The 26,104-nt window shown below is 36.5% G+C and carries 19 protein-coding genes; 3 read left to right on the top strand and 16 right to left on the bottom strand.

Annotated elements, in window-relative coordinates:
• The 6 genes from LKE46_RS17635 to LKE46_RS17610 all read right to left on the bottom strand — a co-directional run.
• A partial coding sequence (locus LKE46_RS17635; RefSeq protein WP_291725480.1) for a DNA-3-methyladenine glycosylase family protein occupies positions 1 to 879 on the bottom strand: 879 nt, incomplete at its 3' end.
• Positions 880 to 999: 120 nt separating this feature from the next.
• Entirely contained in the window at positions 1,000 to 2,391 is a 1,392-nt protein-coding gene (gene gltA / locus LKE46_RS17630) for an NADPH-dependent glutamate synthase (RefSeq protein WP_291725478.1), read from the bottom strand.
• On the bottom strand, positions 2,391 to 3,281 hold the full coding sequence (locus LKE46_RS17625) for a sulfide/dihydroorotate dehydrogenase-like FAD/NAD-binding protein (protein ID WP_291725476.1): 891 nt from the start codon (positions 3,279 to 3,281) through the stop codon (positions 2,391 to 2,393). Before LKE46_RS17625 ends, gltA begins: the two co-directional genes overlap by 1 nt.
• Positions 3,282 to 3,457: 176 nt before the next feature.
• Positions 3,458 to 4,306, bottom strand: coding sequence for a 3-hydroxybutyryl-CoA dehydrogenase (locus LKE46_RS17620; protein WP_291725475.1), 849 nt, complete (start codon positions 4,304 to 4,306; stop codon positions 3,458 to 3,460).
• A 107-nt stretch (positions 4,307 to 4,413) separates the two neighbouring features.
• Positions 4,414 to 5,193 carry a short-chain-enoyl-CoA hydratase gene (locus LKE46_RS17615; protein ID WP_291725473.1) on the bottom strand — a complete coding sequence of 260 codons (780 nt, stop codon included), beginning with the start codon at positions 5,191 to 5,193 and terminating at the stop codon, positions 4,414 to 4,416.
• 192 nt (positions 5,194 to 5,385) lie between these two features.
• Positions 5,386 to 6,033 (bottom strand): redox-sensing transcriptional repressor Rex, encoded by a 648-nt coding sequence (locus LKE46_RS17610; RefSeq protein WP_291725471.1) that lies wholly within the window; start codon positions 6,031 to 6,033, stop codon positions 5,386 to 5,388.
• A gap of 274 nt (positions 6,034 to 6,307) precedes the next feature.
• On the opposite strand from LKE46_RS17610, the gene LKE46_RS17605 reads away from it, so the two are divergent.
• Complete coding sequence (locus tag LKE46_RS17605) at positions 6,308 to 8,221, top strand: ABC-F family ATP-binding cassette domain-containing protein (RefSeq protein ID WP_291725470.1); 1,914 nt, start codon at positions 6,308 to 6,310, stop codon at positions 8,219 to 8,221.
• A gap of 26 nt (positions 8,222 to 8,247) precedes the next feature.
• Here the strand turns inward: LKE46_RS17605 and LKE46_RS17600 are convergent, their stop codons facing one another.
• Together LKE46_RS17600 and LKE46_RS17595 are read right to left on the bottom strand one after the other, a co-directional pair.
• A complete protein-coding gene (locus tag LKE46_RS17600; protein ID WP_291725468.1) occupies positions 8,248 to 9,021 on the bottom strand; it encodes a LytR/AlgR family response regulator transcription factor in 774 nt (257 codons plus the stop codon).
• Positions 9,014 to 10,714 carry a LytS/YhcK type 5TM receptor domain-containing protein gene (locus tag LKE46_RS17595; protein WP_291725466.1) on the bottom strand — a complete coding sequence of 567 codons (1,701 nt, stop codon included), beginning with the start codon at positions 10,712 to 10,714 and terminating at the stop codon, positions 9,014 to 9,016. The genes LKE46_RS17600 and LKE46_RS17595 overlap by 8 nt, the downstream gene beginning before the upstream one ends.
• Positions 10,715 to 10,945: 231 nt before the next feature.
• On the opposite strand from LKE46_RS17595, the gene LKE46_RS17590 reads away from it, so the two are divergent.
• A complete protein-coding gene (locus LKE46_RS17590; RefSeq protein ID WP_291725464.1) occupies positions 10,946 to 12,736 on the top strand; it encodes a carbon starvation CstA family protein in 1,791 nt (596 codons plus the stop codon).
• A 51-nt stretch (positions 12,737 to 12,787) separates the two neighbouring features.
• Here the strand turns inward: LKE46_RS17590 and LKE46_RS17585 are convergent, their stop codons facing one another.
• From LKE46_RS17585 to tsaD, 4 genes are all read right to left on the bottom strand, one after another.
• Positions 12,788 to 15,709, bottom strand: a complete 2,922-nt coding sequence (locus LKE46_RS17585) for an insulinase family protein (RefSeq protein WP_291725462.1) — start codon at positions 15,707 to 15,709, stop codon at positions 12,788 to 12,790.
• 22 nt (positions 15,710 to 15,731) lie between these two features.
• Positions 15,732 to 16,586, bottom strand: coding sequence for a patatin-like phospholipase family protein (locus LKE46_RS17580; RefSeq protein ID WP_291725460.1), 855 nt, complete (start codon positions 16,584 to 16,586; stop codon positions 15,732 to 15,734).
• A 114-nt stretch (positions 16,587 to 16,700) separates the two neighbouring features.
• On the bottom strand, positions 16,701 to 20,135 hold the full coding sequence (locus LKE46_RS17575) for a pyruvate carboxylase (RefSeq protein WP_291725748.1): 3,435 nt from the start codon (positions 20,133 to 20,135) through the stop codon (positions 16,701 to 16,703).
• Between the two features lie 193 nt (positions 20,136 to 20,328).
• The gene (gene tsaD, locus LKE46_RS17570; RefSeq protein WP_291725458.1) at positions 20,329 to 21,354 is read right to left on the bottom strand and encodes a tRNA (adenosine(37)-N6)-threonylcarbamoyltransferase complex transferase subunit TsaD; all 1,026 of its coding nucleotides are present in this window, start codon (positions 21,352 to 21,354) and stop codon (positions 20,329 to 20,331) included.
• A 117-nt stretch (positions 21,355 to 21,471) separates the two neighbouring features.
• Between tsaD and LKE46_RS17565 the strand changes: the two genes are divergently transcribed.
• Entirely contained in the window at positions 21,472 to 22,119 is a 648-nt protein-coding gene (locus LKE46_RS17565; protein ID WP_291725456.1) for a RusA family crossover junction endodeoxyribonuclease, read from the top strand.
• Positions 22,120 to 22,133: 14 nt separating this feature from the next.
• On the opposite strand, the gene LKE46_RS17560 is transcribed toward LKE46_RS17565, so the two are convergent.
• The 4 genes from LKE46_RS17560 to LKE46_RS17545 all read right to left on the bottom strand — a co-directional run bounded on the left by LKE46_RS17560 (position 22,134) and on the right by LKE46_RS17545 (position 26,001).
• Positions 22,134 to 22,736: a DUF1836 domain-containing protein gene (locus LKE46_RS17560; RefSeq protein WP_291725454.1), complete on the bottom strand. Its 603-nt coding sequence runs from the start codon at positions 22,734 to 22,736 to the stop codon at positions 22,134 to 22,136.
• 132 nt (positions 22,737 to 22,868) lie between these two features.
• A complete protein-coding gene (locus tag LKE46_RS17555) occupies positions 22,869 to 23,261 on the bottom strand; it encodes a DUF1667 domain-containing protein (protein ID WP_291725452.1) in 393 nt (130 codons plus the stop codon).
• Positions 23,262 to 23,265: 4 nt separating this feature from the next.
• Positions 23,266 to 24,525 (bottom strand): NAD(P)/FAD-dependent oxidoreductase, encoded by a 1,260-nt coding sequence (locus LKE46_RS17550; protein WP_291725450.1) that lies wholly within the window; start codon positions 24,523 to 24,525, stop codon positions 23,266 to 23,268.
• Between the two features lie 39 nt (positions 24,526 to 24,564).
• Positions 24,565 to 26,001, bottom strand: coding sequence for an NAD(P)/FAD-dependent oxidoreductase (locus LKE46_RS17545; protein WP_291725448.1), 1,437 nt, complete (start codon positions 25,999 to 26,001; stop codon positions 24,565 to 24,567).
• Between the last annotated feature and the right edge of the window lie 103 nt (positions 26,002 to 26,104).

Genomic DNA, 26,104 nt, shown 5'->3' with positions numbered 1-26,104 from the left:
GTAGAAAAGATACTGTTGGGCAAATCCTGAAAATTTTCCAAACTTATTTATTCCAAAATCCCTTATTTTCTTCAGTGAAACGTCCGGGGCAAGATAAAAGTGGATCATCGCCCTCTTTACCCATACATCTACAGGAAAAGCTGAATACTTCTGCATTGAAAACAGCATTATACAATCCGCTACCTTGGGACCTATTCCCATAAACTTTTGAAGCTCTCTATGGCATACTTGATCCTCCTGATTCTTAATCCAGTGAATATCATATTTTTCATCATACTCTTCATTTTCATGATTTCCCAGAGAATATATTTTTGAAACAGTATCTTTTATATATTTGTTTCTAAAACCGGTGCCGCAATTCTGAAGCTCCTCCATACTGGCTGTATTCAGACTTTCTATAGTTGGGAAACTGTAATATGTCTTATCTTTGTATTTTATCTCTTCTCCCCATTTTTTACTTATATTTTTTATGGCACGCTTTATCATTGGAATTCTGTTATTGGCCGATATTATAAAAGATATTATCAGTTCGAATGGCTCCTGTTGAAGCAGTCTCATGCCATATCCAAATCTTATCGATTCTCTCAAGGTACTGTCGCTGCTTAAAACATTTTTTATCTCACCGTAATCCCTATACAGGTCAAAATACTTTACCCATATATTTCTAAAATCATCCTCATTTGTATTATATATGATTACATCGTCTTTGCTTTTTTCAACTTCAATAACCCTTCCAAAAGCTACGCCTATGTAATTGCCATTATTCTGCCTATCCCATCTGAAGCACTGTCCGCAGTCAAATATGTGTTCCAGTTCAAAATTTCTTACATCTTTCACAACTATACCGTCTTTAAAATTTTCTACATAGTTAAAGTCCATTTTCGTCCCTCTTCCGTATATGAATATATTTTTATTATACTATAGTAATTGCCCATATGATTTTAAATTATAAAAAACTGTGCCCGATAAATAAGCACAGTTTTTTATTCAAAATATATTTTATTTAGTCTTCAAGTACTCGTCTATGGCCTTTGCAGCTTTTTTGCCTGCACCCATTGCAAGAATTACAGTAGCTGCACCGGTTACAGCATCTCCGCCGGCATATATTCCTTCTCTTGATGTCTTACCCGTTTCATCTTCTGCAATTATGCATTTTCGTCTGTTTATCTCAAGTCCTTTTGTTGTAGATGATATGAGTGGATTTGGTGACGTTCCCAGGGCCATTATAACAGTATCTACATCTATATCGAATTCCGAGCCCTTTATTTCAATAGGTCTTCTTCTGCCGGATGCATCCGGTTCACCGAGTTCCATCTTTATACACCTTATTCCACTGACCCATCCTTTCTCATTGCCAAGTATGGCTACTGGATTAGTGAGAAGATTGAATTTGATTCCTTCCTCTTGTGCATGATGAACTTCTTCTGCCCTTGCCGGAATTTCTCCTGCTGACCTTCTGTACACAATATGTACTTCCGCCCCCAGCCTCAGAGCTGTTCTTGCTGCATCCATTGCAACATTTCCACCGCCTACTACGGCAACCTTTTTTCCTGCCTTTATAGGTGTATCATAGTCGTCCCTGAATGCCTTCATAAGATTGCTTCTCGTCAGGAATTCATTTGCAGAAAATACCCCATTCAAGTTTTCTCCTGGTATGCCCATAAATCTTGGCAGTCCTGCTCCAGAGCCTATGAATACAGCATCAAAACCTTCCTCATCTAAAAGTTGATCTATAGTAACAGTTCTTCCAACTATAACATCAGTATCTATTTCAACTCCCAGTTTCTTTACATTTTCAACTTCGTGCTGCACAACTGTATCCTTTGGAAGCCTGAACTCCGGAATTCCATAAACAAGTACTCCGCCTGCCTTATGGAGTGCTTCAAATATGGTGACCTTGTATCCAAGCTTCGCCAGATCTCCAGCACAGGTAAGTCCTGATGGACCACTTCCTATAACAGCAACTTTTTTACCGTTGCTCGGTTTTCTCTGGGAAAGATCTACATTATTTTCTCTTGACCAGTCAGCTACAAACCTTTCAAGTTTACCTATAGCAACAGCCTCCCCTTTTATTCCAAGAACACACTTGCCTTCACACTGGCTTTCCTGTGGACATACCCTTCCACAGACTGCCGGGAGCGCACTTGATTTGGCTATTATTTTCGCAGCTTCTTCAAAATTTTCATTTTTAACCTGTTCTATAAATTGAGGTATGTTTATTGAAACTGGACACTGTGTGACACACATCGGCTTTTTACAATTCAAACATCTCGAAGCTTCCTTAATGGCTTCCTCCTTAGTATATCCAAGACATACCTCGTCAAAATTAGTTGCCCTCACCTTCGGATCCTGTTCCTTTATTGGAACTCTTCTCATCTTATCTGCAGCCATTATTTGTCACCTCCACATTCGCATCCTTTTCTATGAAAGGTATCTCCTTCTTCTGCCTTCAAAATCTTTCTTCCTTCTTCAGTTTTGTACATAGCCTGCCTTCTCATAGCTTCATCGAAATTCACAAGATGGCCGTCAAATTCAGGACCATCCACACAGGCAAATTTTACTTCACCGCCTACAGTAACTCTGCATGCACCACACATTCCAGTTCCATCCACCATTATAGGATTTAAACTTACTATGGTTTTTATGCCATACTCTTTTGTAAGTTTGGACATAAACTTCATCATTATCATAGGCCCTATTACAACTGCATGATTATATTTTTTTCCCTCTTTTTCAATGAGATCCTTAAGTTTGTCTGTAACAAATCCCTTGTATCCATAACTTCCGTCATCGGTAGCTACATACAAGTTACCGGCAACAGCTTTTAACTCATCCTCAAAAAGCAGATAATTCTTGGATTTGCATCCTACAATCACATCTGCCTTGATTCCATGGGCATTGAGCCATTTAACCTGCGGATAGACTGGAGCTGTTCCAACTCCACCTGCTACAAATATGATATTCTTCTTTTTAAGTTCCTGTTCACTTTCGTTGGTTAAATCTGATGGCTGACCAAGTGGTCCAACAAAATCACTAAAATACTGACCCTCTTCATATTGAGCCATTTCTTTAGTAGATTTACCAAGTGTTTGAAAAACTATTTTTACTGTTCCCTTCTCAGCATCATAATCACAAATCGTAAGAGGGATTCTTTCACCCTTCTCATCAATTCTGACTATGACAAATTGTCCTGGAAGACAGGACCTTGCTACTCTCGGTGCCTCTACATCCATAGAAAATATGTTGGGCGCAAGAGCTTTTTTGTCTACAATTTTATACATCTTTTATTCACCCCATCTGTAAAACTTATAAAAACTTATAAAAATATTTTGACTATAAGCCTTTATAATTATATCATATTGATACAGCAATTTCACTGTATTTAACACAATTGAAAAAAGAATTCCGGATTAATTGTCAGTTAATCCGGAATTCTTTCAATATGTTCACTAATCAATTATCTTGAATAGTCAAAAAATCCTTTTTTAGTCTTTCTACCCAGCCATCCTGCTCTTACATATTTTCTGAGCAGTGGATGAGCTCTGTACTTTGAATCCCCTGTTTCCTTGTAAAGTACATCCATAATTGCAAGACATACATCAAGTCCAATAAGATCTCCCAAAGACAATGGTCCTATCGGGTGGTTCGCACCAAGCTTCATAGCTTTATCAATGTCTTCTGCTGAAGCTATTCCCTCTGCATAAATTCCTACTGCTTCATTTATCATTGGTATCAATATCCTGTTTACAACAAATCCTGGAGCTTCTGCTACTTCTACAGGATCTTTTTCTATTGCAACTGAAAGTTCCTTTACTGCATCGAAAGTTTCCTGAGAAGTAGCTATACCTCTTATTATCTCAACCAATTTCATAACAGGTGCAGGGTTAAAGAAATGCAGTCCTATAACTTTATCACGTCTGTTTGTAGCAGATGCTATTTCTGTTATTGACAGTGAAGAAGTATTGGAAGCAAGAATAGTTTCCGGTTTACATATTTTATCAAGATCTCCAAATATCTGTTTCTTGATATCCATATTTTCAACTGCTGCTTCTACTACTAGATCGAAATCAGCTGCCTTGTTGAGGTCAACTGTTCCATTTATTCTGGAAAGTACAGCATCAGCATCTGCCTGTGATATTTTTCCCTTCGATACTCTTTTATCGAATCCCTTTTTTATTCCTGAAATTCCTCTTTCAACAAACTCTTCTTTTATATCTCTTATTGTTACTTCGCAACCTTTAGCTGCAAAAGCCTGAGCTATTCCAGATCCCATTGTGCCGGCTCCAAGAACAAATACTTTTTTCATACTTATTTTCCTCCTTGATAAGTTAAATATTTTAATTTTGAAATCATATCTATATGATTTCAAAAATAAAGCCTATATATGTGGAAAAACATTATTACTCAATTATTTTATTTATTTTTAAAGGATTTGTCTCTCTTTTCAAGGAATGCACCCATTCCTTCTTTTTGATCTTCTGTAGCGAAACATTCTCCAAATACTTCTGATTCATATGCTATACCAGTATCTATATCTGTCTGTATACCCTTATTGATAGCCGCTTTACACAGCTTTACAGCTATCGGTGCATTGGCAGCTATTTGATTTGCAGTTGACTTTGCTTCATCCAGCAATGCCTCTGGTTCTACTACCTTATTTACCAATCCTACCCTAAGTGCCTCATCTGCATTTATGATCTTGGAAGTATATATGAGTTCCTTAGCTATTCCAGTACCTACCAGTCTTGGGAGTCTTTGAGTTCCTCCAAATCCTGGAGTGATTCCAAGTCCTGATTCCGGCTGACCGAATTTAGCTTTTGATGAAGCTATTCTTATGTCGCAAGCCAAGGATATTTCACATCCTCCACCTAATGCAAATCCATTTACCGCTGCAATAACCGGTTTTTCCAAATTCTCTAATTTTCTAAATACTTTATTCCCCAAAATTCCAAATTTTCTTCCGCCGGATGCATTTAAACCTTTCATTTCTGATATATCAGCACCTGCAACAAAAGATTTTCCTGCGCCTGTAAGTATTACAGCCAATATTTCATCGTCGGCAGCAATTTTATCGATTACAGAATCGATTTCAACCAGTGTTTCTGAATTAAGTGCATTAAGAGCCTTCGGTCTATTGATTGTAATTAAGGCTATTTTCCCTTCTTTTTCAAAAATAACATTTTTAAAATCCATATTAAACCTCCACAATTATATTGTTGTGATATTATTAACAATAAATTGTTAATAATATCACAAGTTTAATTATAAAAATAACTTCATTTTTTTAACCTCAGTTATTATTATATACCCTACCTCAATACATTTCAATAAAAATCCAAACAAAATTTAATTTATTTTTAAATTTTAAAGTACTTATATTGTTTTTTATATTGAATTGTTCTGATCTATATCGTTCAGCAGACAGCTGAGTGTTAATAAACTGTCACTCAAATGAACATTTTCAACCTTTACATCTTCAGGTACAACCAAATCCACCGGGGCAAAATTCCATATTCCCTTAACTCCATTTTTAACAAGTATATCACATACATTTTGTGCATTATTGTTAGGCACACAATTTATTCCTATGTCTATGTGATTTTCCTTCAGATAATCACTAAGATAATCCACATCCCGTATTTCTATATCCCTGATTCTTATCCCTATAAGCTTGGGATTTCTTTCAAAAATGGCTTTCAGGCAAAATCCCAATTTATCAAATCGAGTATAATTGGCAAGAGCCTGGCCTATATTCCCGGCACCAATTATCACTGTATTGTAAACTTTTGTAAGTCCAAGTATATTTCTTATCTGACTGTACAATTCACTTACATTGTATCCATATCCCTGCTGTCCAAAGTCTCCAAAACAATTTAGATCCTGTCTTATCTGTGAAGCTGTAAATCCTATAGTCTCACTTAATTCCTTGGAAGATATCCTGTCAACATCATTTCTCATAAGATCGCCCAAATATCTGTGATATTTTGGAAGTCTCTTTATAACTGCCATTGATATATTTTTTTTTCTATCCATAAACTGCACCTCGTATTTATTTAATATTTAATCTGCGACTTATACTCATTATATTATTCCTTTGTATATTTATATCATATCATTTTAATATACTAATACAAATTCTTATTTAATAGTATTATTTCTAACTATTAAATGTCAATAGTATCCGTCGTCTATTTCATATAAATTTAATAATTTAATGCAGAAAAACAAATACAACTAATTTCAAATAGTACTACAAAAATATCAGTATAAATAGTAAAATATAATGGTTAAGGACGGTGTTTATACTATGGTAATTTTAAGCTGCAAAAATATCCACAAAAGTTATGGAATAGATACTATATTGAACAATATAACCTTCAACATAAACGAAGGTGAAAAAGTCGGTCTGATAGGACCAAACGGTGCTGGCAAGTCTACCTTGTTCAAAATTCTCACAGGAGAACTTGAACATGACAGTGGAGATTTATTTATAGATAAAACTAAAACTTTAGGTTACCTGGCACAGCATTTATCTTTGAATTCCTCCAACACAGTATATGAAGAAATGATGCTGGTTTTCAAGGAGCTAATCAATCTGGAAAAAAAATTATCAGATTTAGAAACTTTAATGGGTGAACCTTATGATAAAAACAATGAAGAATATCACAACAAATTGATAAACAACTATACAACGTATTCTGAACTCTATACAAACAATGGTGGTTATACATATAAGGCAGACATAAACAGGGTATTGAAAGGACTTGGATTCTTTGAAAGTGACTTCGACAAAAAAATAGATCTTCTAAGCGGCGGTCAGAAAACCCGGATTGCACTCTGCAAGCTTCTTTTAACAAAACCAGATATTCTTCTGCTGGATGAACCTACAAATCATCTCGATTTGGAAGCAATAGAATGGCTTGAAGATTATCTTAAAAATTACAAGGGCACAGTTATTCTCATATCACATGACAGATATTTTCTGGATTCGGTAACATCTATAACTGCAGAATTGATAAACGGGCATGTTAATTTTTACAATGGAAGTTATACAAAATTCATAGATTTGAAAGAAAAAGATTACGAATCCCAGCTTAAGGCTTATAATATTCAACAGGCAGAAATAAAAAGGCTGGAATCCATAATCGAAAAGTACAGATCCTTCAATAGAGAGAAGAGCATAAAAGCTGCTGAAAGCCGCCAGAAAATGCTGGATAAAATCGAAAGAATAGATGCACCTGACAACCCTCCCAAGCTAAAGGACATAAATTTCAAGTCCAAAGTAAAAAGTGGAAATGACGTTCTCCACATAGAGAATCTACAAAAGAACTTCGGTGAAAAAGAGCTTTTTTCGAATGTAAGTTTTGATGTCAAAAAAGGTGAAAAAATCGCTATAATTGGAGAAAACGGAAGGGGAAAAACCACACTTTTTAGAATAATAAACAATGAACTGAATAATTATGAAGGTATTTGTTCCATAGGTAAAAATGTATTTATCGGCTACTACGATCAGGAACAATCGGATTTGAATATGGATAAAACAATTATAGATGAGGTATGGGATGAATTTCCAAAGCTCACAACCACTGAAATAAGAAATGCCTTGGCGTCATTTTTATTTACAGGTGATGACGTCTTTAAAACTATCTCTTCTCTAAGTGGTGGAGAAAAATGCAGAATAAATTTATTGAAATTGATTCTATCCAGGGCAAACTTTTTACTTCTAGATGAACCTACAAATCATCTTGACATCATGTCCCGTGAAGCTCTGGAAAAGGCTCTTCTGGAATATGATGGAACAGTACTTTTAATATCTCATGACAGATATTTCCTAAACAAAGTAATTGATAAAATATATGAATTGGGCAAAGATGGAATAAAGGAGTATTTAGGCAACTACAACTATTATGCAGAGAAGAAAAAAAGTCCTCTTAGATTTGAAGAAAACTGCAATAATACCGGAAAGACAAAAACCCAGATCAATCATGAAAAGAGGAAGAAAAAAGAGCTTCAACAAATAGAGAATGAAAAGAATCTTAGAATAAAAAATATAGAGGATGAAATAACAAATCTGGAAAGTAAAATTTCAGAAATTCAAAAAAAGCTGTGTCTGAAGGAAGTATATTCAGACTCGGAAGAAAGCGAAAAGATAAACAAAGAACTTTTAAATGCACAGAACAAACTGGATGAATTGTACACAGACTGGGAGTCTTCTATATAATAGAAAAACTCCCACATAAAATCATCTCACATTTTAAAATATTCTTTTAATCTTTTTACCTTGCTCCTGCTTATTGGTATTTCTGATTTTTCTCTGTCATTCATAACCAGTTTATATGTTCCATTAAACCATGGATACATTTCCTTTATATTGTCCATATTTACAAGATAACTTCTGTGTACTCTGAAAAAGTTAGTTTTTTTTTCAATTTGGCTAAGGGTACAGCCTATAAAATATCTTTTTTCAGCTGTTTTAACATATGTCTTTTCATCCTCTATATAGCAAAAAAATATGTTATCTATATCCAGGAATATTATCTTCCCATTTTTATAACAGGGAATTCTCTTTGCCAGTTTCTTCTCCCTGTCAAGCTTATCCATTATCTCATTCAGCATTTCCGGCAGTGAATCCACATTTCTCAATTTATCATTCCACTTTTTTCTCAATCTATTTACGGTAACATCTATTCTTTTTTCATTGAATGGCTTCAATATATAATCAAGCGCATATAATTTAAAAGCTTCAACTGCATATTCTTCATAGGCCGTTATAAATATAATATCAATTGAACTATCAATATTTTTAACTTCTTTTGCAAGTTCAATTCCATTCTTAAGAGGCATATTTATATCTAAAAATACTGCATTTGGTTTTTTAGACTTTACCAGTCTCATGCCCTCATCGCCATTAGTTGCTATCCCATGGATTTCTATATCATCATAACTGGATATTATATACTCAAGTTCCTGTGCCGATGGGATTTCATCTTCCACAATAATACAACTCAACTTATCATCCATTTAAAGTAAAAGCCTCCTTTATTGGTATAATAAAGCTTATTTTGGTACCCTTATGCGGTGAAGTTTCTATATCAATTCCATAATCCTCACCATACAACAGTTTCAAGCGTTCATTCACATTTTTGAGTCCTATACCCGGCCACTTGCTTGTTACATAATTCAATCTGTCACTGTCCATGCCGACACCAGTGTCTTCTATTGAAAACAGTATATTTGAATTTTTACCTTGCACCAGAACAGCTTTTAAAAAAATACTGCCCCCCTCGGCCTTCGGAAGTATACCATGCTTTACAGCATTTTCTACAATAGGCTGAAGGACAAATACAGGCACTCTTTTGTCCATCAAAAAATCCGGTATGTTTATAATTAGCCGCAGTCTGTCACCAAACCTGGCTTCTTCTATTGAAAGATATGACTTGATAAATTCTATTTCATCTCCAAGTGTTACAAACTCCTCCTGTTTTTTTAGAGTCTGTCTGAAATAATTTGACAGATCTACTATCAGTTCTCTGGCCTTCAAAGGATTTGTTCTGCAAAGTGAAGCAATTGTATTCAATGCATTAAACAGGAAGTGGGGTTCTATCTGTGCTCTGAGAGCCTTGAATTTGGCCGTAGATGCTTCCTGTGCCAGCTTATTCAATTTATAAAGTTCTATCTGATTCGACAGCAAATCACTCAATTCTTCAACAAACTGCTTAAAATAAACGTTCAAATGTTTTTTGGACTTTACCCCAAGTCCAAGCATCCCTTCAAAGCCAGAATTGCGCACATTAAAAGGCATACAGATAAAAAACAGTTTCTCTCCTTTATTTGATATTTCCATAATTTCGCAATGTGGATTTAAATAGTAATTCTTTAACTTGCAGTTTAATTCTATTTTATCCAATTTGGTCCCGGAATACGCCAGAAGGTTATTTTTATCTCCAATAAAAACTCCTTCTATGTCTGACATCTCATATATTATCTGTGATACATTCCGTGCAGTTTCCGGATTAAGTCCCCGACGCATATAGTTGACAGTTTTCTGTGCAATGCTAAGTGCTTTCTGTGCATGAATTGCTCCAATTCTATTATATGATTCCCTTGCATTTTTAATTATATTTACAAAGATTGCTGCTCCGAAGGAGTTTATCAATATCATGGGAAGAGCTATAGTACATACCAATTTGAAAGCTTCATCAAAAGGTCTTGAAAATATTAGAATTATAGCCATTTGAATTATCTCTGCAGCAACTGTACCTGCAAATATATGTTTTACTTTGAAATCCCCATCTTTTGAGTACTTTCTAACAGCCGCACCTATCAATCCCTCAGAAATCGTGGCTATGGCACAGGCAAATGCAGTAAACCCTCCAAGAAAATACCTGTTGAGACCGCTTACAATTCCTACCGAGACCCCAACCAAAGGTCCACCTATGTAGCCGGCGACAACCGCAGCTATAGGTCTTGTATTGGCTATGGCATCATTAAATCCTATGTTGTGGTTAATATTGCTTATAACATGTGCCTGTACATTTATTCCAGTATAATTTCCAATAATACCTAAAGCACTAAAAAATAGCACAAGCAAAAATTTATCTGTAATTTGAATCTCATCTCTACTAATCAAATTCCTAAAAAATCGAGTTTGATTATACATATATGCCGCCAAAGCTATTAATGACATACTTTCAAGCAGTTGTACATATATCACACCAATCCCCCCAAACAGAATAAAGCTATATTTTTATTCTTTACTAATTATGAATTGTTGTCAAGATATAAATTCTCTCTGCCAATCAACCACCTATTATTACAATTCATAGTTGATTTTTATCACTTCAAGGAATTTTAATATAAAATTTGTGTATAAAGTATTAATATATATATGAAATCGATTTAATAAACTTTACTATTCGCAAATATTAAATTAGGGAGGGGTTTTATGAACTCAATAGTACTTGTAATAGTAGGCGCACTCGTATTAGTTTTAGGTTATAGGTTTTATGGATCTTTTATTGCAGCAAAGGTACTTGTTCTAGATGAAACAAGGGAGGTACCATCAAAGAAATTTGATGATGGACATGACTATGTTCCAACCAACAAATGGGTACTGCTAGGCCATCATTTTGCGGCAATTGCCGGTGCAGGGCCACTTATAGGACCTGTTCTTGCAGCACAATTCGGATATCTTCCAGGTACTCTATGGATCTTAATTGGAGGTGTTCTTGCAGGCGGCGTTCATGACATGGTTATTTTATTTGCATCAGTCCGACAAGATGGACAATCCATTGCAGAAATTGCAAGGAAGAATCTCGGCGAGAGGATGGGACTTATCACATCCATTTCAGTTATATTCATACTTGTAATAACCATGGCCGGTCTGGGCCTTCCTATTGTAAATTCACTATACAACAGTCCCTGGGGAACCTTTACTGTAGGTTTCACAATTCCTGTAGCTATTTTTATCGGTATATATCTTAAATTCTTAAGACCGGGGAAAATAGCAGAAGCTACCATCATAGGAATGCTTCTTATTCTTGTGGGTGTTATTGCAGGACCTTATGTCCAACATTCATTTCTGGCACCATATCTGACTTTCAATTTAAAACAAATGTCACTTATTCTTGCCCTTTATGGATTTTGTGCATCGGTTCTTCCTGTATGGCTTTTACTTCTTCCGCGTGATTACCTGAGCACCTACATGAAACTTGGCGTTATAGGACTTCTTGTAATAGGTATAATACTTGTAAGGCCTACACTTCAAATGCCTGCAGTTACACAATTTATAAGTGGAGGAGGTCCTATAGTTCCAGGCAAGGTCGTTCCATTTGTATTCATAACTATTGCCTGTGGTGCATTATCAGGATTCCATTCTCTAATAGGTACGGGAACTACACCTAAGCTTATATCAAATGAAAAGGACATACTGCCTATAGGTTATGGTTCCATGATTATAGAATCCTTTATAGCACTTATGGCATTGATTGCAGCAACCTGTCTTCCTACTGCCGACTATTTTGCCATAAACTCTGCACCAGCTGCCTTTGAAAAATTGGGTATGATCCCAAAAGAGCTCCCTATGCTGTCTCAGATGGTAGGAGAACAGCTTGCAGGAAGACCCGGTGGATCTGTATCCCTTGCAGTTGGTATGTCCTATGTATTCTACAAAATACCCGGCATGAAAGGATTGATGTCTTACTGGTATCACTTCTGCATAATGTTTGAGGCATTGTTCATACTTACAACTATAGACTCCGGTACAAGAATAGGAAGATATCTATTTCAGGACTTATTGGGCAAAGTATACGAACCATTTAAAAGAAGAGACTCCTGGTTCAACATTATATTTTTCAGCTTCCTGATGTCATTCTCCTGGGGCTATCTGCTTTATACAGGAAATATTTCTACAATATGGCCTCTGTTTGGTGTAGCAAATCAGAGCCTTGCAGCTATAGCCTTTGCAATAGGTACATCGGTACTTATAAGAATGGGAAAGAAAAAGTATATACCTATGACAGTACTTCCTATGGCGTTTATATCTGTAATGACCCTTGCAGCTTCCATTACAAATATATTCTCAAATTATATACCAAACGGCAAACACCTGCTTGTAGTACTTTCTTTTATACTTATAGCAATACTTGTAGTCATATTGTATGAAAGCATAAAACATTGGATTAAAGATTTAAAATCCGGTGACTACGATAATTTAAATGAAAACAGTGTAGTTTAATTGTTATAATTTAAAGAGGCTGCGGCACTATTTTTAGCGCCGCAGCTTTTATTATTCAAACAAATTGAAGGTTGTGCTAAATATATTTTCACTGTCTTTTATCTTCTGTTCATTTCCAAGTACACATAAGTAATTCTGTTTCATTATCTCTGAAACAACCGGAGCAAGTTTTTTTACATTCTCAACCGTAGTTCTCAAAATTTCCTCTCTTTCTCTTTGAAGATCTTCATAAGTTATATTCTTAATGAAATTTTCAAATGCCCTCTGGCCGCTAGCTGAAGGTGAAAGCGGATAATCCAAGTCAGATATGGTTCCTATTATATACTTGCTCATCTGTCTATTGTCGGCTTCAAATTTCACAAAAAATTCCCCGGCACTGTCATATACATCGAGAGTCTTATCCAGATTCGGGTCCCTGTAGGATGTAAAAAATACATTCCCATTTCTTAAAAATGCGGAGAAACAGCCATAGGCACCACCCTGAACTCTGACCTGATTCCACAAATAGTCATAATTTGCTATAGACTTCAAGACCTGCATGCTTCCATTATAGGAATAACCAAGTTTTCTGAAATTATAGGCTTTAGCTACATACTGTACTTTTCCCGAAGTCATCAGTCCTTCATTTTTAACCTCCAGTTTAAAGTCGTATTTATTGTGCTTGACATCGTCCTTTTGAAGATTGCCGTATATTTCATCTACACTGCTCCCAAATATATCATAGTCTTTTGAATCGCATGTAACACCTGACATCAAATTGTTTTTATTGAAAATAAGCGATGCAGCTTTTTTCAAATTGGCACTTATTTTTTCCTTCTCGGCATCAAAGTTCTTTTCCCTATCACAAATAAATTTATAGAATCCAAGTCCGTTCAGCAAATCATCATATTTCCCCATGTTTGAAAAATAGGACATTGCTCTATTTGCAGCTACAACATGGCCTCTGTCAAACATTATCATTTCCATTCTCGACTTGGTTTCCTGGATTATTTCCTTTATACGCTTGTATTCATCAAATTTGCTGTAATTCACAATTTCATTCACAAGCTTTGAAAGCTTCTCCATGTTATTTCTCAATACCTTGGATCTTACTATGAACTTTGGATAAAACACATCTATATTCCTACTGTCATAAAGGGATTCTGCTATAAAGTTTATACCTCCAGTATATATATTTATATCATTGGACAGTTCTCCATAGTCATAATGCTCAGTACTTATCTTTCCAAGTACGGTACCCAGAAGTGAGACATATGGTATCAATTCCTTTTCCACCGTATCTGATCCAAAATACAGGTTCACATAGATAATTCCATTGGTAAATGCAGGGTGAAACAAGGTTTTTACACCATAATCCTCTTTTTCAACCAACTCCAGATTCTTTGCCTTTTTCTCTATATCCGATACGGACAAAAGGGGTATCCTTTCCAAGTCTTCCTTTTTATCCTCGGTTCTCTGTCTGTCATGTAAATTTTTTGCATCCAGGATTATTTTATCCACTTCACCTTCACTAAGTTTCTCCTTGAATGTCCTGAGTTCATTTTTTAAATTTTGTTCCTTTTTCTCCTCAAGGCCTTTTTCAGGTTTAACCATTATAAATGAACTGTGATTGTTATTTAAAATATACTTTTCTATAAGTTCTTCAAAATAGTTATCTTTCAGTGAAGATTTTATATCCTTCAAATTTTCCTCATATGCAAGATGTATCCATGGTTTCGCATCATAAAGCCATCCATCCATGGCCTTCATCCCGTAAATCAGGCCTTTGGGATATCCCTGGTAGTCAGCCTCCCTCAATCTGAATTCTTTTATATTGATAGATGCCTCCACCAGTTTTTCATCTATTCCATTATCTACAAGTTTTTGAAGTGTATTTGTGACCAGCTCCTTAAACCTGTCTTTTTCACTTTCATTGGAATTTTTAACTACTATACTGAACATGGGCTGAAGCATACTTGCCTCAAAAGTTCCAAAGGCATCTTTCCCTATATTTGCATCTATCAAGGCCTTTTTCAACGGGGAGGATGGTGTTTCGAGAAGCATATGCTCCAGTATGTCAAATGCCAGATAGAGCTTTGAATCCACTGCACTTCCCACAGAGTAGTTCAAACTTAGAAATGTCTTGTCTTCATATTTTTCACTGCTTGATATAGGATAATTTATAATCATTTCCCTTTTATTTTCAAATGAACTTTCCCTGCGAAGATGTGAATCCACATCTATTCTGTTGAATTCTTTCAAGTAATTATCATTTAAGAATTTAAGCTTTTCTTCTATATCCATATTTCCATACAGATATATATAGCTGTTTGAAGGGTGATAGTACCTGCTGTGAAATGCGAGAAATTCATCCTGTGTAAGTTCAGGTATTACGTCCGGATCTCCTCCTGATTCAACTGCATACTGGGTATCGGGATAAAGTGACTCCGAAATTTTTCTGAACAATATGGACTCGGGAGATGAAAATGCCCCCTTCATCTCATTATATACTACACCTTTATACGTTAAATCGGCATCCTTATTGTCAAGTTCATAATGCCATCCTTCCTGCATCATGATTTCCGGATACTTATATATGTTTGGATAAAAAACTGCATCAAGATATACGTCCATAAGGTTTTCAAAATCCCTGTCATTTACACTTGCAACAGGATACATGGTTTTGTCCGGGAAAGTAAAGGCATTTAAAAAAGTATTCAATGAACCTTTGACAAGTTCAACAAAAGGTTCTTTCACCGGGAATTTTCTTGAGCCGCATAATACTGAATGCTCAAGTATATGCGGTATTCCCTTGCTGTTTTCCGGCGGGGTCCTGAAACTTATGGCAAACACCTTGTTCTCATCATCATTTTTCAGAAAGAATAATCTGGCACCACTTTTTTCATGTTCGAAAATCATTCCGGTAGAATTCAACTCGGCTATATCCTTTTTTTCTATAAATTTAAAGCCACTGTAACTTTCTCCTATATTCATTTACAATCTCCTCTCATATTTATCAATTAAGTTGAAGCCATTTGTCTAGATCTTCATAATACTTTTCGGCTTCCTTATAACCCTGTTCATAAAGTTCAACAAGCTTTTTTCTGTCCTTCTCTATTCTCTTGACCTTCATTGCCTGCAAGGGGCGTATTACAAATGTCTTCCCAAGTCTTTCCAATTTCTCAATATATTTTATTGTATCATTATATTTTTTATAACGGTTTATCATGGAATCTATCAGACCTTTGTGGGAAGCATAAACCTTTCTCACCAGGAATTTAAATTTAAGTGGTTTTTTAACATAACCCTTATTTCTGGTAAGTATGACTACATTTTTATTATTCCCATCTTCAATGGATTTTTTCACAGGTATGGGGTCCGAAATCCCTCCATCGAGAAGATTTATACCATTATATTTTACAATAGGTGACATAAAAGGTAAACTGCTGGAGGCCTTAATAATATCCAGTACATCGTCCATGCACTCATCCTTTTCAAAATACACAGGTTTTCCATTGTCACAGTCAGTTGTACCTATAACAAATTTTTCCTTTGAATTTTTAAAAGCTTCCATATTGAAAAGTTCCAATTTATTTGGTATTTCATCAAATATAAAATCAGAGCCAAATATTCCCTTTCTTGAAATCCAGTTCCTTATGCTCAAATATCTCGGATCATCAATATAATCTATATTGATTCTCTTATTTCTTCCCTTCTGCCTTGAAATATAGGACGCAGCATTACAGGCACCCATTGAAACCCCTATTACATATGGAAAGTATAGATTCTTCTCCATAAAAAAATCCAGGACTCCTGCTGTATACAGTCCTCTCATTCCTCCGCCTTCCAGAACCAAACCTACTTTTTCCATATTCTATTATCCTCCTCTGAAATTATGAAATTATAAATATTCTAACATAAATAAAAAATAGGATTCAACATAAAATGCCCCATTTTATGTTGAATCCCACAATATTTATAAAATTTATTTAAATCTAATTAAAAGCTGTCCTGATTTAACCTGCTGTCTTTCTTTGACAAATATTCCGTCTATAATGCCGTCTTCACCAGCAGTTATATTTGTCTCCATTTTCATGGCCTCTATAACTACAAGGCTCTGACCTTCTTTTACATTATCACCGGGATTTACAAGTATTTTTACAATGGTTCCAGGTATGCTCGCACCTATCTCCTTCTCGCTGTCAGGATCTACCATGGTAATCCCTTCTTCATAGGAATGTACAGCTTCCATACTTGCTCTATCCTTAATTCTGACATCTCTCCTGTTTCCATCTACCTCAAATACCAAATATCTATAGCCTTCCGAATCGACCTTTCCTATTTCAAGTAAATGTATAATAAGTGTCTTTCCCTCGGCTATGTTAATTTCACAAGTTTCACCTTCCCGGAGCCCATGAAAGAATATATCGCTTCCCATGCAGCTGAAATCTCCATGTTCTTTCAAATATTTCAGGTAATCTTCATATACATCTGGATATAGGGCATAACTCAATAATTCCTTGTTTGAAAACTCTCTCTTGTATTTTTTTGAAAGGTCTTCCTTTATCCTGTCGAAATCTTCTGGCGGAAGCAGTTCCCCCGGCCTCCCATCAAGAGGCCTTTCACCTTTGAGAACTAATTTCTGGAGCTTTTCAGGAAATCCTCCCATTGGATGTCCCATCATTCCTTTAAAATATGAAACTACTGAATCAGGGAAAGTTAAATTCTTCCCTTTTTCATATATGTTATTTTCATCAAGCCCGTTCTTGATCATGAATATGGCCATGTCACCGACCATTTTGGAAGAAGGGGTTACCTTCACTATATCTCCCATCATAATATTTACTCTTCTGAACATTTCCTTTACATCCTCAAATCGATGTCCAAGTCCAAAACTCTCAACCTGAGGTTTCAAGTTTGAATACTGTCCTCCAGGTATTTCATATTTGTATATTTCTGCACTTCCAGCTTTTAGTCCGGATTCAAACTGACTGTAAACCGGCCTGACCGCACTCCAGTAATCGGAAATCTTCTGAAGACCGTCCTGATCCATTCTTGTATCCCTGCTTGTATTCTCAAGCGCTGCAACTACAGAGTTCAGAGAAGGCTGGCTTGTAAGTCCGGACATACTGCTGAAAGCAACATCTGCTATGTCCACCCCTGCATGTGCAGCCATCAATATGGTAGCCACCCCATTTCCAGTTGTATCGTGAGTATGAAGATGTATAGGTATGGATATTTCATTTTTAAGTGCCTTTATGAGCTTGACCGCAGCATATGGCTTCAAAAGTGCCGACATATCCTTTATACCCAGTATATGCGCACCTGATTTCTCAATATCTTTTGCAAAGTTTACATAGTACTCAAGTGTATATTTATCCCTGTCCGTATCAAGTATGTCACCTGTATAGCACATACATGCCTCGGCGATCTTGCCCTGGTTCAACACTTCATCTATTGCTACTTCCATTCCCTTCAGCCAATTGAGTGAATCAAATATTCTAAATACATCAATTCCTGATTGCGCAGATTCCCTTATGAAATTTCTTATCACATTATCCGGATAATTTTTATATCCTACTGCATTGGAACCTCTCATGAGCATCTGAAAAAGTATATTTGGAACCCTCTTTCTAAGCTTTTCAAGTCTTTCCCATGGTGACTCCTTCAAGAATCTGTAGGATACATCAAAAGTGGCTCCTCCCCACATTTCCATGGAAAACAGATCTTTTGATATAATAGATTCATCTCTGGCTATCTTTATCATATCCTTTGTTCTCATCCTGGTAGCCATTAGAGACTGATGTGCATCCCTCATGGTAGTATCCGTAAGCAGCAGTCTGCTTTGGGACTTGATCCACTTGATTAGTCCCTCAGGTCCCTTTTCATCCAATATCTGCCTTGTTCCCCTGAGTTCGCCATTAAATTCAACTTTAGGCACTACTGGGACATCAAAATCTCTTTTATCACCGTGGGTTTCATTTACAACTTTTTCTCCTATGAACTTCAATATTTTCAATTCCGTATCCTGTTTAGGCGATATTTCAAACAATTCAGGATTATTTGCTATAAAGTTGGTATCACATTTACCTTTTATGAACTCCTCATGATTCAACACATTTATCAAAAAGTCGATATTTGTCTTTACTCCTGCTACAACAGTCTCCTTTACAGATCTTGTGGCCTTTCTTACAGCATCCCTGAATGTCCTTGACCATGATATTGTCTTTACGAGAAGGCTGTCATAGTAGGGACTTATAACTGCACCCGTGAAGCCATTGCCTCCATCCAGCCTTATACCAAAACCCGATCCTGTCATATACTTGTCAATTCTGCCTGTATCCGGTGCAAAATTATTTGATGGATCTTCAGTGGTGATCCTGCACTGGATGGCATAACCTCTGGGCTTTATATCATTCTGTGATGTGATGCCTATTTCTTTTGAATCAAGGCTGTAACCTTCAGCTATGAGTATCTGACTCTGAACTATGTCTATTCCGGTTACCATTTCAGTTATTGTATGTTCTACCTGAATTCTAGGGTTCATTTCTATAAAATAGTGATTTCCATTCTTATCCACCAGGAATTCCAGTGTACCGGCACTTCTGTAATCTACAGAACCTGCTATTTTAAGTGCATCACTGCATATACTCTCCCTTAATTCCTGGGTTAGTGCAAAGGCGGGAGTAAATTCTATAACCTTCTGATGCCTTCTCTGTATGGAACAATCCCTTTCATGGAGGTGAACTATGCTGCCATACTTGTCTCCAAGCACCTGAACTTCTATATGCTTTGGACTTTCAATATATTTCTCAATGAACATCTCGTCTGATCCAAAAGCTTTTAAAGATTCACTTTTCGCATTTCTATAAGCTTCAAGCAAATCCTCCTCCTTTTGAATTATTCTCATTCCTCTTCCACCGCCGCCATCGGCCGCTTTAATCATAACCGGATATCCACAGTATCTTGCATATTCAAGTGCCTCATCTTCCGACTTTATCGGTTTTTTTACACCCGGAATTGTTTTTACACCTGCTTTTTCTGCGAATATCTTGGAGGTAATCTTGTCCCCAAGCTTTTCCATCATACTGGATGTAGGTCCTATAAATTCTATACCTACATCTTCACATTTTTTTGCAAATTCATGATTTTCCGAAAGAAAACCGTATCCCGGATGTATGGCATCTACACCCTTTTTCAAGGCAAGACTTATTATTTCATCAATATTCAAATAGGCTTCTACAGGTCCCCTGTTCTCTCCTATTAAATAGGCCTCATCAGCCTTTGTTCTAAATAATGATCTCTTGTCTTCGTCTGAATAAATAGCCACTGTTCTTATTCCTAATTCTTGACACGCCCTAAATATTCTTATAGCAATTTCTCCTCTGTTTGCTACAAGAACCCTTTTAAATTTTTTTATCAAAGCAAACCAACCCCTTATGCAAAAAATGATAAATTAGAATTAATTTATCACATAATTGTAAATAATTTTTAGACATAACACTATTATATATAAGTATCAAAATTATTTCAATTGAATTATTTATTTTTTTGACTTGCATTTATTATGTATTGTCATGAAATATTGTCATGACAATTTTATCTATACCGATTTATCTTTCACCTATTTTCAAATTCGGCACGGCATTCAAATCCATTCCGGAAATTTTTCCCTTCATATATTCAAAGTAAGCCGCACTTCCTATCATGGCCGCATTGTCAGTACAGAGTACAAATTCCGGGAACAGTACCTTTATTCCATTTCTGTCTCCAGATTCAGTTAAAATTTTTCTAAGATAAGTATTTGCAGCTACTCCTCCGGCTACCGTCATCTTATCTACCATTTTCATATGGCATGCCTTCATTGAATTATCCACCAGAAAATCCACTGCTGCCTTTTGAAAAGATGCCGCCACATCAGCTCTATTTATTGACTCATGCTTCATTTCCTTCTGATTGAGATAATTCAAAACTGCCGATTTCAGTCCGCTGAATGAAAAATCAAGAGACTTCCTGTCATGGAAATTGGCCCTTGGAAACTTGATCGCATCCTCATCTCCATCCCTGGCCAGCCTATCTATTTTGGGTCCACCAGGATATCCAAGTCCTATGGCTCTGGCCACTTTGTCATAAGCCTCTCCTGCAGCATCATCCCTTGTCTGGCCGAGTACCTCAAAATCTCCATGGTCCTTCATATATACAATATAGGTATGCCCTCCGGAAACTACAAGACATATAAATGGGGGATTCAATTCCTTATACTGTATAAAATTGGCGCTTATATGTCCCTCTATATGATTTACACCAATTAAAGGTATGTCAAGTGCATAGGCAAGTCCCTTTGCATACTGAAGTCCCACGAGAAGTGCACCTACAAGTCCCGGTCCATATGTAACACCCACTGCATCTATATCCTTCAAATCCATTCCGGACTCCTTTATAGCCCTGTCTACAACAAGGCTTATAACCTCTATATGTTTCCTCGATGCCACCTCAGGGACAACGCCTCCAAATTTGGTATGTATATCTATTTGAGAGGATATTATGTTCGAAAGAACTTCCCTTCCATTCAATACGACTGCTGCCGAAGTTTCATCACAACTGCTCTCAATAGCAAGTATTCTCATATCTTTTTCCATATTTTTACCCTTCTAATCTTGAATTATTGTCACTTTAACTATTTTATTCTTAGTAATTGTAAAATACAAGTATGTTATAATAGTATTTAATATAATAAATTCACAAGGAAGTATACCATGAATAAAACTTATGCAAAAATTGTAGTCGGAGGTTCACCTATATCAAAATCAAACTTCAAACTTTTCAACATAAAGGGGAGGGCTATCCTGCCCTATAATTCAGGAAAATATCATGACAGATATGCACTGTATGAAGAACAGATTGCCTACGAGGCAATGTGCCAGAATCCAGGCACAGTAATTGAGGAAGCCCTTATTGCAGTGCTCAAGGTATATTATAAAAGCAGGAAACGTCATCCTGATACAAACAACATAACAAAAAGCATATTTGACGGTATTGAAAAGAGTGGACTCATAATAAACGATGCGCAGATCAGAAGGATAATCATCGAGGAATTCTATGATAAGGACAACCCACGGTTTGAGTTGGAATTATTCGGTGAAAGCCAGTATTCCATAGATTATAAAGTCATAAAAAGGACAACCTGTGAAAAGCCAATTCTGTATTCCCCTCCTCCAAACAGTAAAAAAAACCTGAAACTCTTTTCCAGGAGCACTCTGAAAAAAGCGGATATGAAGTGCAGTAGTTCCACGTCATCCGTAAGATGTGAAATATGCGGCAAAATAGTAAACTCTCAAGATGCAATTTATGGAAACAAGGGCAGCACTATAATCTGCAAGGACTGCTTCAACAAATTGTTTTAGTATATTGATGAATTCTAAAAAAATTCATCAATTATCTTCTCTGCCATCCTCTTTTCTATATTCGCCTTTACAACCAGCATAATTACAATGACGATAAGGCTGCTTACATCATCTTTATCAACCCGTTTTCCACGTTCCAAACCGGTATCTTCAGCGTCAATGTAATCGGTGCATTCATGAATTTTGTCTTCAAAATTCCCTATGAATTCATCCATTTCTTTTCTCTCTATCTTCAAAAAGCTGTTATATATATATTCCAGATCCTCATCATGATTTTCTCCTGAATTGATTGATTCAACCAGCGGCAGGAACAATCTCTGGATATCGTTTATAGATAATATGTGTTTCAAATAATAAATAAGCACAATAAGTATCATGTGCTGTTTCGAATACTTTTTCTTGTTTGGAGGCATGAGTATTCCTGCTTTAGTGTAATTGTTGATCATTGTCTTGGTGAGGGCCGTATCCTTCTCGTTTCTCTTGAGATATCCAAGTTTTTCATCTATAAAGGTAGTAACCTGATCCATATACAGGTCTATATCCGGTATGCTGGACGGCTTCAGCTGTTCAAAGGATGAAAGCTCCTCCAGTAATTTTTTCAATTTGTTATTATCCATGCTATCAATATTCTCCTTCCAATGTCTATGCTAATTATACCCAATATGCTGTTGCATTTCAATTCGAATAAAAATAGCCCATACAAAGTTGTGTACGGACTATCATTTATATAGTTAAATGTAAAATATTATCTAGGCACTTTTTATATTGCCCGAAGCATCTACTCTTTCTATCTTTTTTGTGGCAATTACATCCACACCTGTGCCCAATATATTCTGGACCACAACATCTCCAATGTCTATGGGTGCTTCCACAACTACATCCTTCAAGGCCTTTATGCAGTCAAATATCATCTCTTTGGGAATATCACGTTTGGTCTTGACCGGTACTACGTCTATTTCACCGTTTTTAACATATACAGAGGATGTAACTATTCTGGTAGGATTCGTACATTCTTTTTCACCATATATCTCTCCTCTTTTGCAGGTATTGCCTGTAACCTGTACAACTTTGTGTCCGTCCAGTTTCACCAGCAGCTGACATCCCATGGGACATCCTATACAAGTTAATTCTCTACTTTCCATATTATTATTCCTCCTCTACCTTTATGGTTATTTTTCTGCAGTCAGAATGTTTTTCAAATTGTGCCTTTACAAGTTTTGCTGTTTCCATCTCTCCCGGTGTAAGTATTCTCTTTTTGATATGCATCTCCCTGGTCTCATCAAAATATACGGATATATAGCTGTCCCTATAAACCTGTCCAACTCTGAACCTTACATCTATGAACTTCTCTATATTTCCAGGATTTATATATTTAGGTACCGTATATCTGACTCCATCCGTAGCTATAACCTCTATTTTTTCTCCATCAAATCTCTTTCCGCTTACAAATTCAGCGGCACTTTTCCCTGCATTTATACTTTCCAGAGTTACATTATCTACAAGGTCATGAACATGAAGTACATTTCCGCATGCGAATATACCTTCTGCGTCAGTCTCAAGGCTTTCATCAACAAGCGGTCCACCTGTTACATTTGAAAGCTTGATATCCGCCTTTCGTGAAAGTTCATTTTCCGGAAGCAGTCCAACAGACAGAAGAAGCGTATCACAGGGTATATACTCTTCTGTAGATTTAATAGGCTTTCTATCACTGCCTACCTCTGCAATAGTTACCCCTTCAACCCTGTCTTTTCCCCTTATATTTGTAATAGTATGGCTTAATTCAAGCGGTATTCCAAAGTCATCCAGACATTGGACTATATTTCTCTTAAGTCCGCTGGAGTATGGCATAAGTTCTACCACTGCTTTTACCCTGGCACCCTCAAGTGTCATTCTCCTTGCCATTATGAGTCCTATATCACCTGAACCAAGTATCACAACTTCCTTTCCAGGCATGTATCCTTCCACATTTACAAATTTCTGAGCTGCTCCAGCCGTGTATATTCCGGCGCATCTGCTTCCAGGTATATTTATGGCCCCTCTAGGTCTCTCCCTGCATCCCATGGCAAGTATAACCGCTTTGGCCTCTATCTCTATTATTCCATCCTCTTCATTTACTGCTGTTATCTTTCTGTCTCTGCTGAGATCCAAAACCATTGTATTCAATTTATACGGTATTTTCATCTCTTTTGCCTTGTCTATAAATCTCTGGGCATACTCTGGCCCCGTCAATTCCTCTTTAAAGGTATGAAGTCCGAATCCATTGTGGATGCACTGGTTCAATATCCCGCCAAGCTGGGTGTCCCTTTCAAGTATCAATATATCATCAATTCCATTTTCCCGTGCGGATATGGCAGCTGCAAGTCCTGCCGGACCACCACCGATTATAACTATATCATGCTTTTCCATATTTCCAACCTCCAACTATTTTAAATTAGATTCTGTAACCTAGATATCTTCTTTGTCTCTTCCTACCAATATATTTGAGTGTTTTCCAAATTTAGTCACCTCTTCAGGTGATATTCCAAGTTCTCTTGAAAGTATTTCTACAACCTTCGGAGCACAGAATCCCGACTGGCATCTTCCCATTCCTGCTCTTGTCCTCTTCTTGACTCCATCCAGAGTTCTTGCTCCAAGAGTTCTTCTTATGGAATTTACTATTTCACCTTCGGTAACAGTCTCACATCTGCATATTATTTTTCCATACCTATAATCTTCGGCTATGAGTTTTTTTCTCCCAGCATTGCTCATTTCTCTAAACTTTGGTATCCCTTTTCTTACAGGATTAAATTTTTCATTTACAGCTGGGTTCAACTTCCGAACTACTATATTTTTGACCATTTCACCTATGGCAGGAGCACTGGAAAGTCCAGGTGACTCTATTCCTGCGGCATTTATGAATCCTTCGGCATCTTCTGCCTCGCCTATTATAAAATCTCCCGAAATACTGTGGGCCCTGAGCCCTGAAAATGAAGTTATAATCTGTCTCACCGGAACCTGCTTTATACTCAGCTCTGCTTTCTCTGTTACAAAATCCAGTCCCTGGCTTGTGGTTGTAACATCATTCTTGTCATCAATATCCTCTGCATCAGGTCCTATAAGGAGATTGCCGTCTACAGTTGGAGTAACAAGTACACCCTTGCCCATTTTAGTTGGAAGCTGAAATATAGTTTTTGAAACCATGTTCCCAACCGCCTTATCAAACAGGCAGTACTGGCCTCTTCTTGGAATTATGTGAATTTTATTTGAACTCACCATATTGTTTATTTCATCTGCAAATACACCTGCAGCATTTATAACCAGCCTGCTCTCTACACTGCCTCTTGTAGTTTCTATTTTATACCTGTCATTATATTTATTCAGAGACAAAACCTTCGTATCAAGCTTAAACTCCACTCCATTATCCGCTGCATTTTCAGCCAGAGCAATGGTCATTTCATATGGACAGACAATAGCTCCAGTAGGCGCATAAAGAGCTGCTGCTACGTTGTCTGAAAGGTTTGGTTCCATCTTTTTTACTTCATCACCGCTCAGTATCTGAAGATCCGGCACTCCATTTTCCTGCCCCTGTTCTTTTAATCCATTTAGATTGTCCATATCATTTTCATCAAAGCACAGCACCAGAGAGCCTATCCTCTTGAATGGGAAATCCAGCTCCTTTGAAAGTTCATCGAACATTTTATTTCCCTTTGCATTCAATTTAGCCTTGAGCGTTCCAGGTTTTGCATCAAAACCTGCATGTACTATGGCACTGTTTGCCTTGCTTGTTCCGTTTGCCACATCCGAATCTGCCTCAAGAACACATATATTCAATTTATATCTCGATAGTTCCCTTGCAATTATGCTTCCAATAACCCCACTACCTATAATTGTTACATCAAACATTGAATATGCCTCCTCTTAATTTTATATCTTAAACCATAAATCTGATTGTCTATAAAACAAAAAAGCCAATTTCAAGATATGAACATATCTTAAAACTGGCTCT

Origin of the sequence: Clostridium sp. (assembly GCF_022482905.1) — a bacterium.
Lineage (GTDB): Bacteria > Bacillota > Clostridia > Clostridiales > Clostridiaceae > Clostridium_B.
This window is presented reverse-complemented; position numbering and strand designations above follow the sequence as displayed.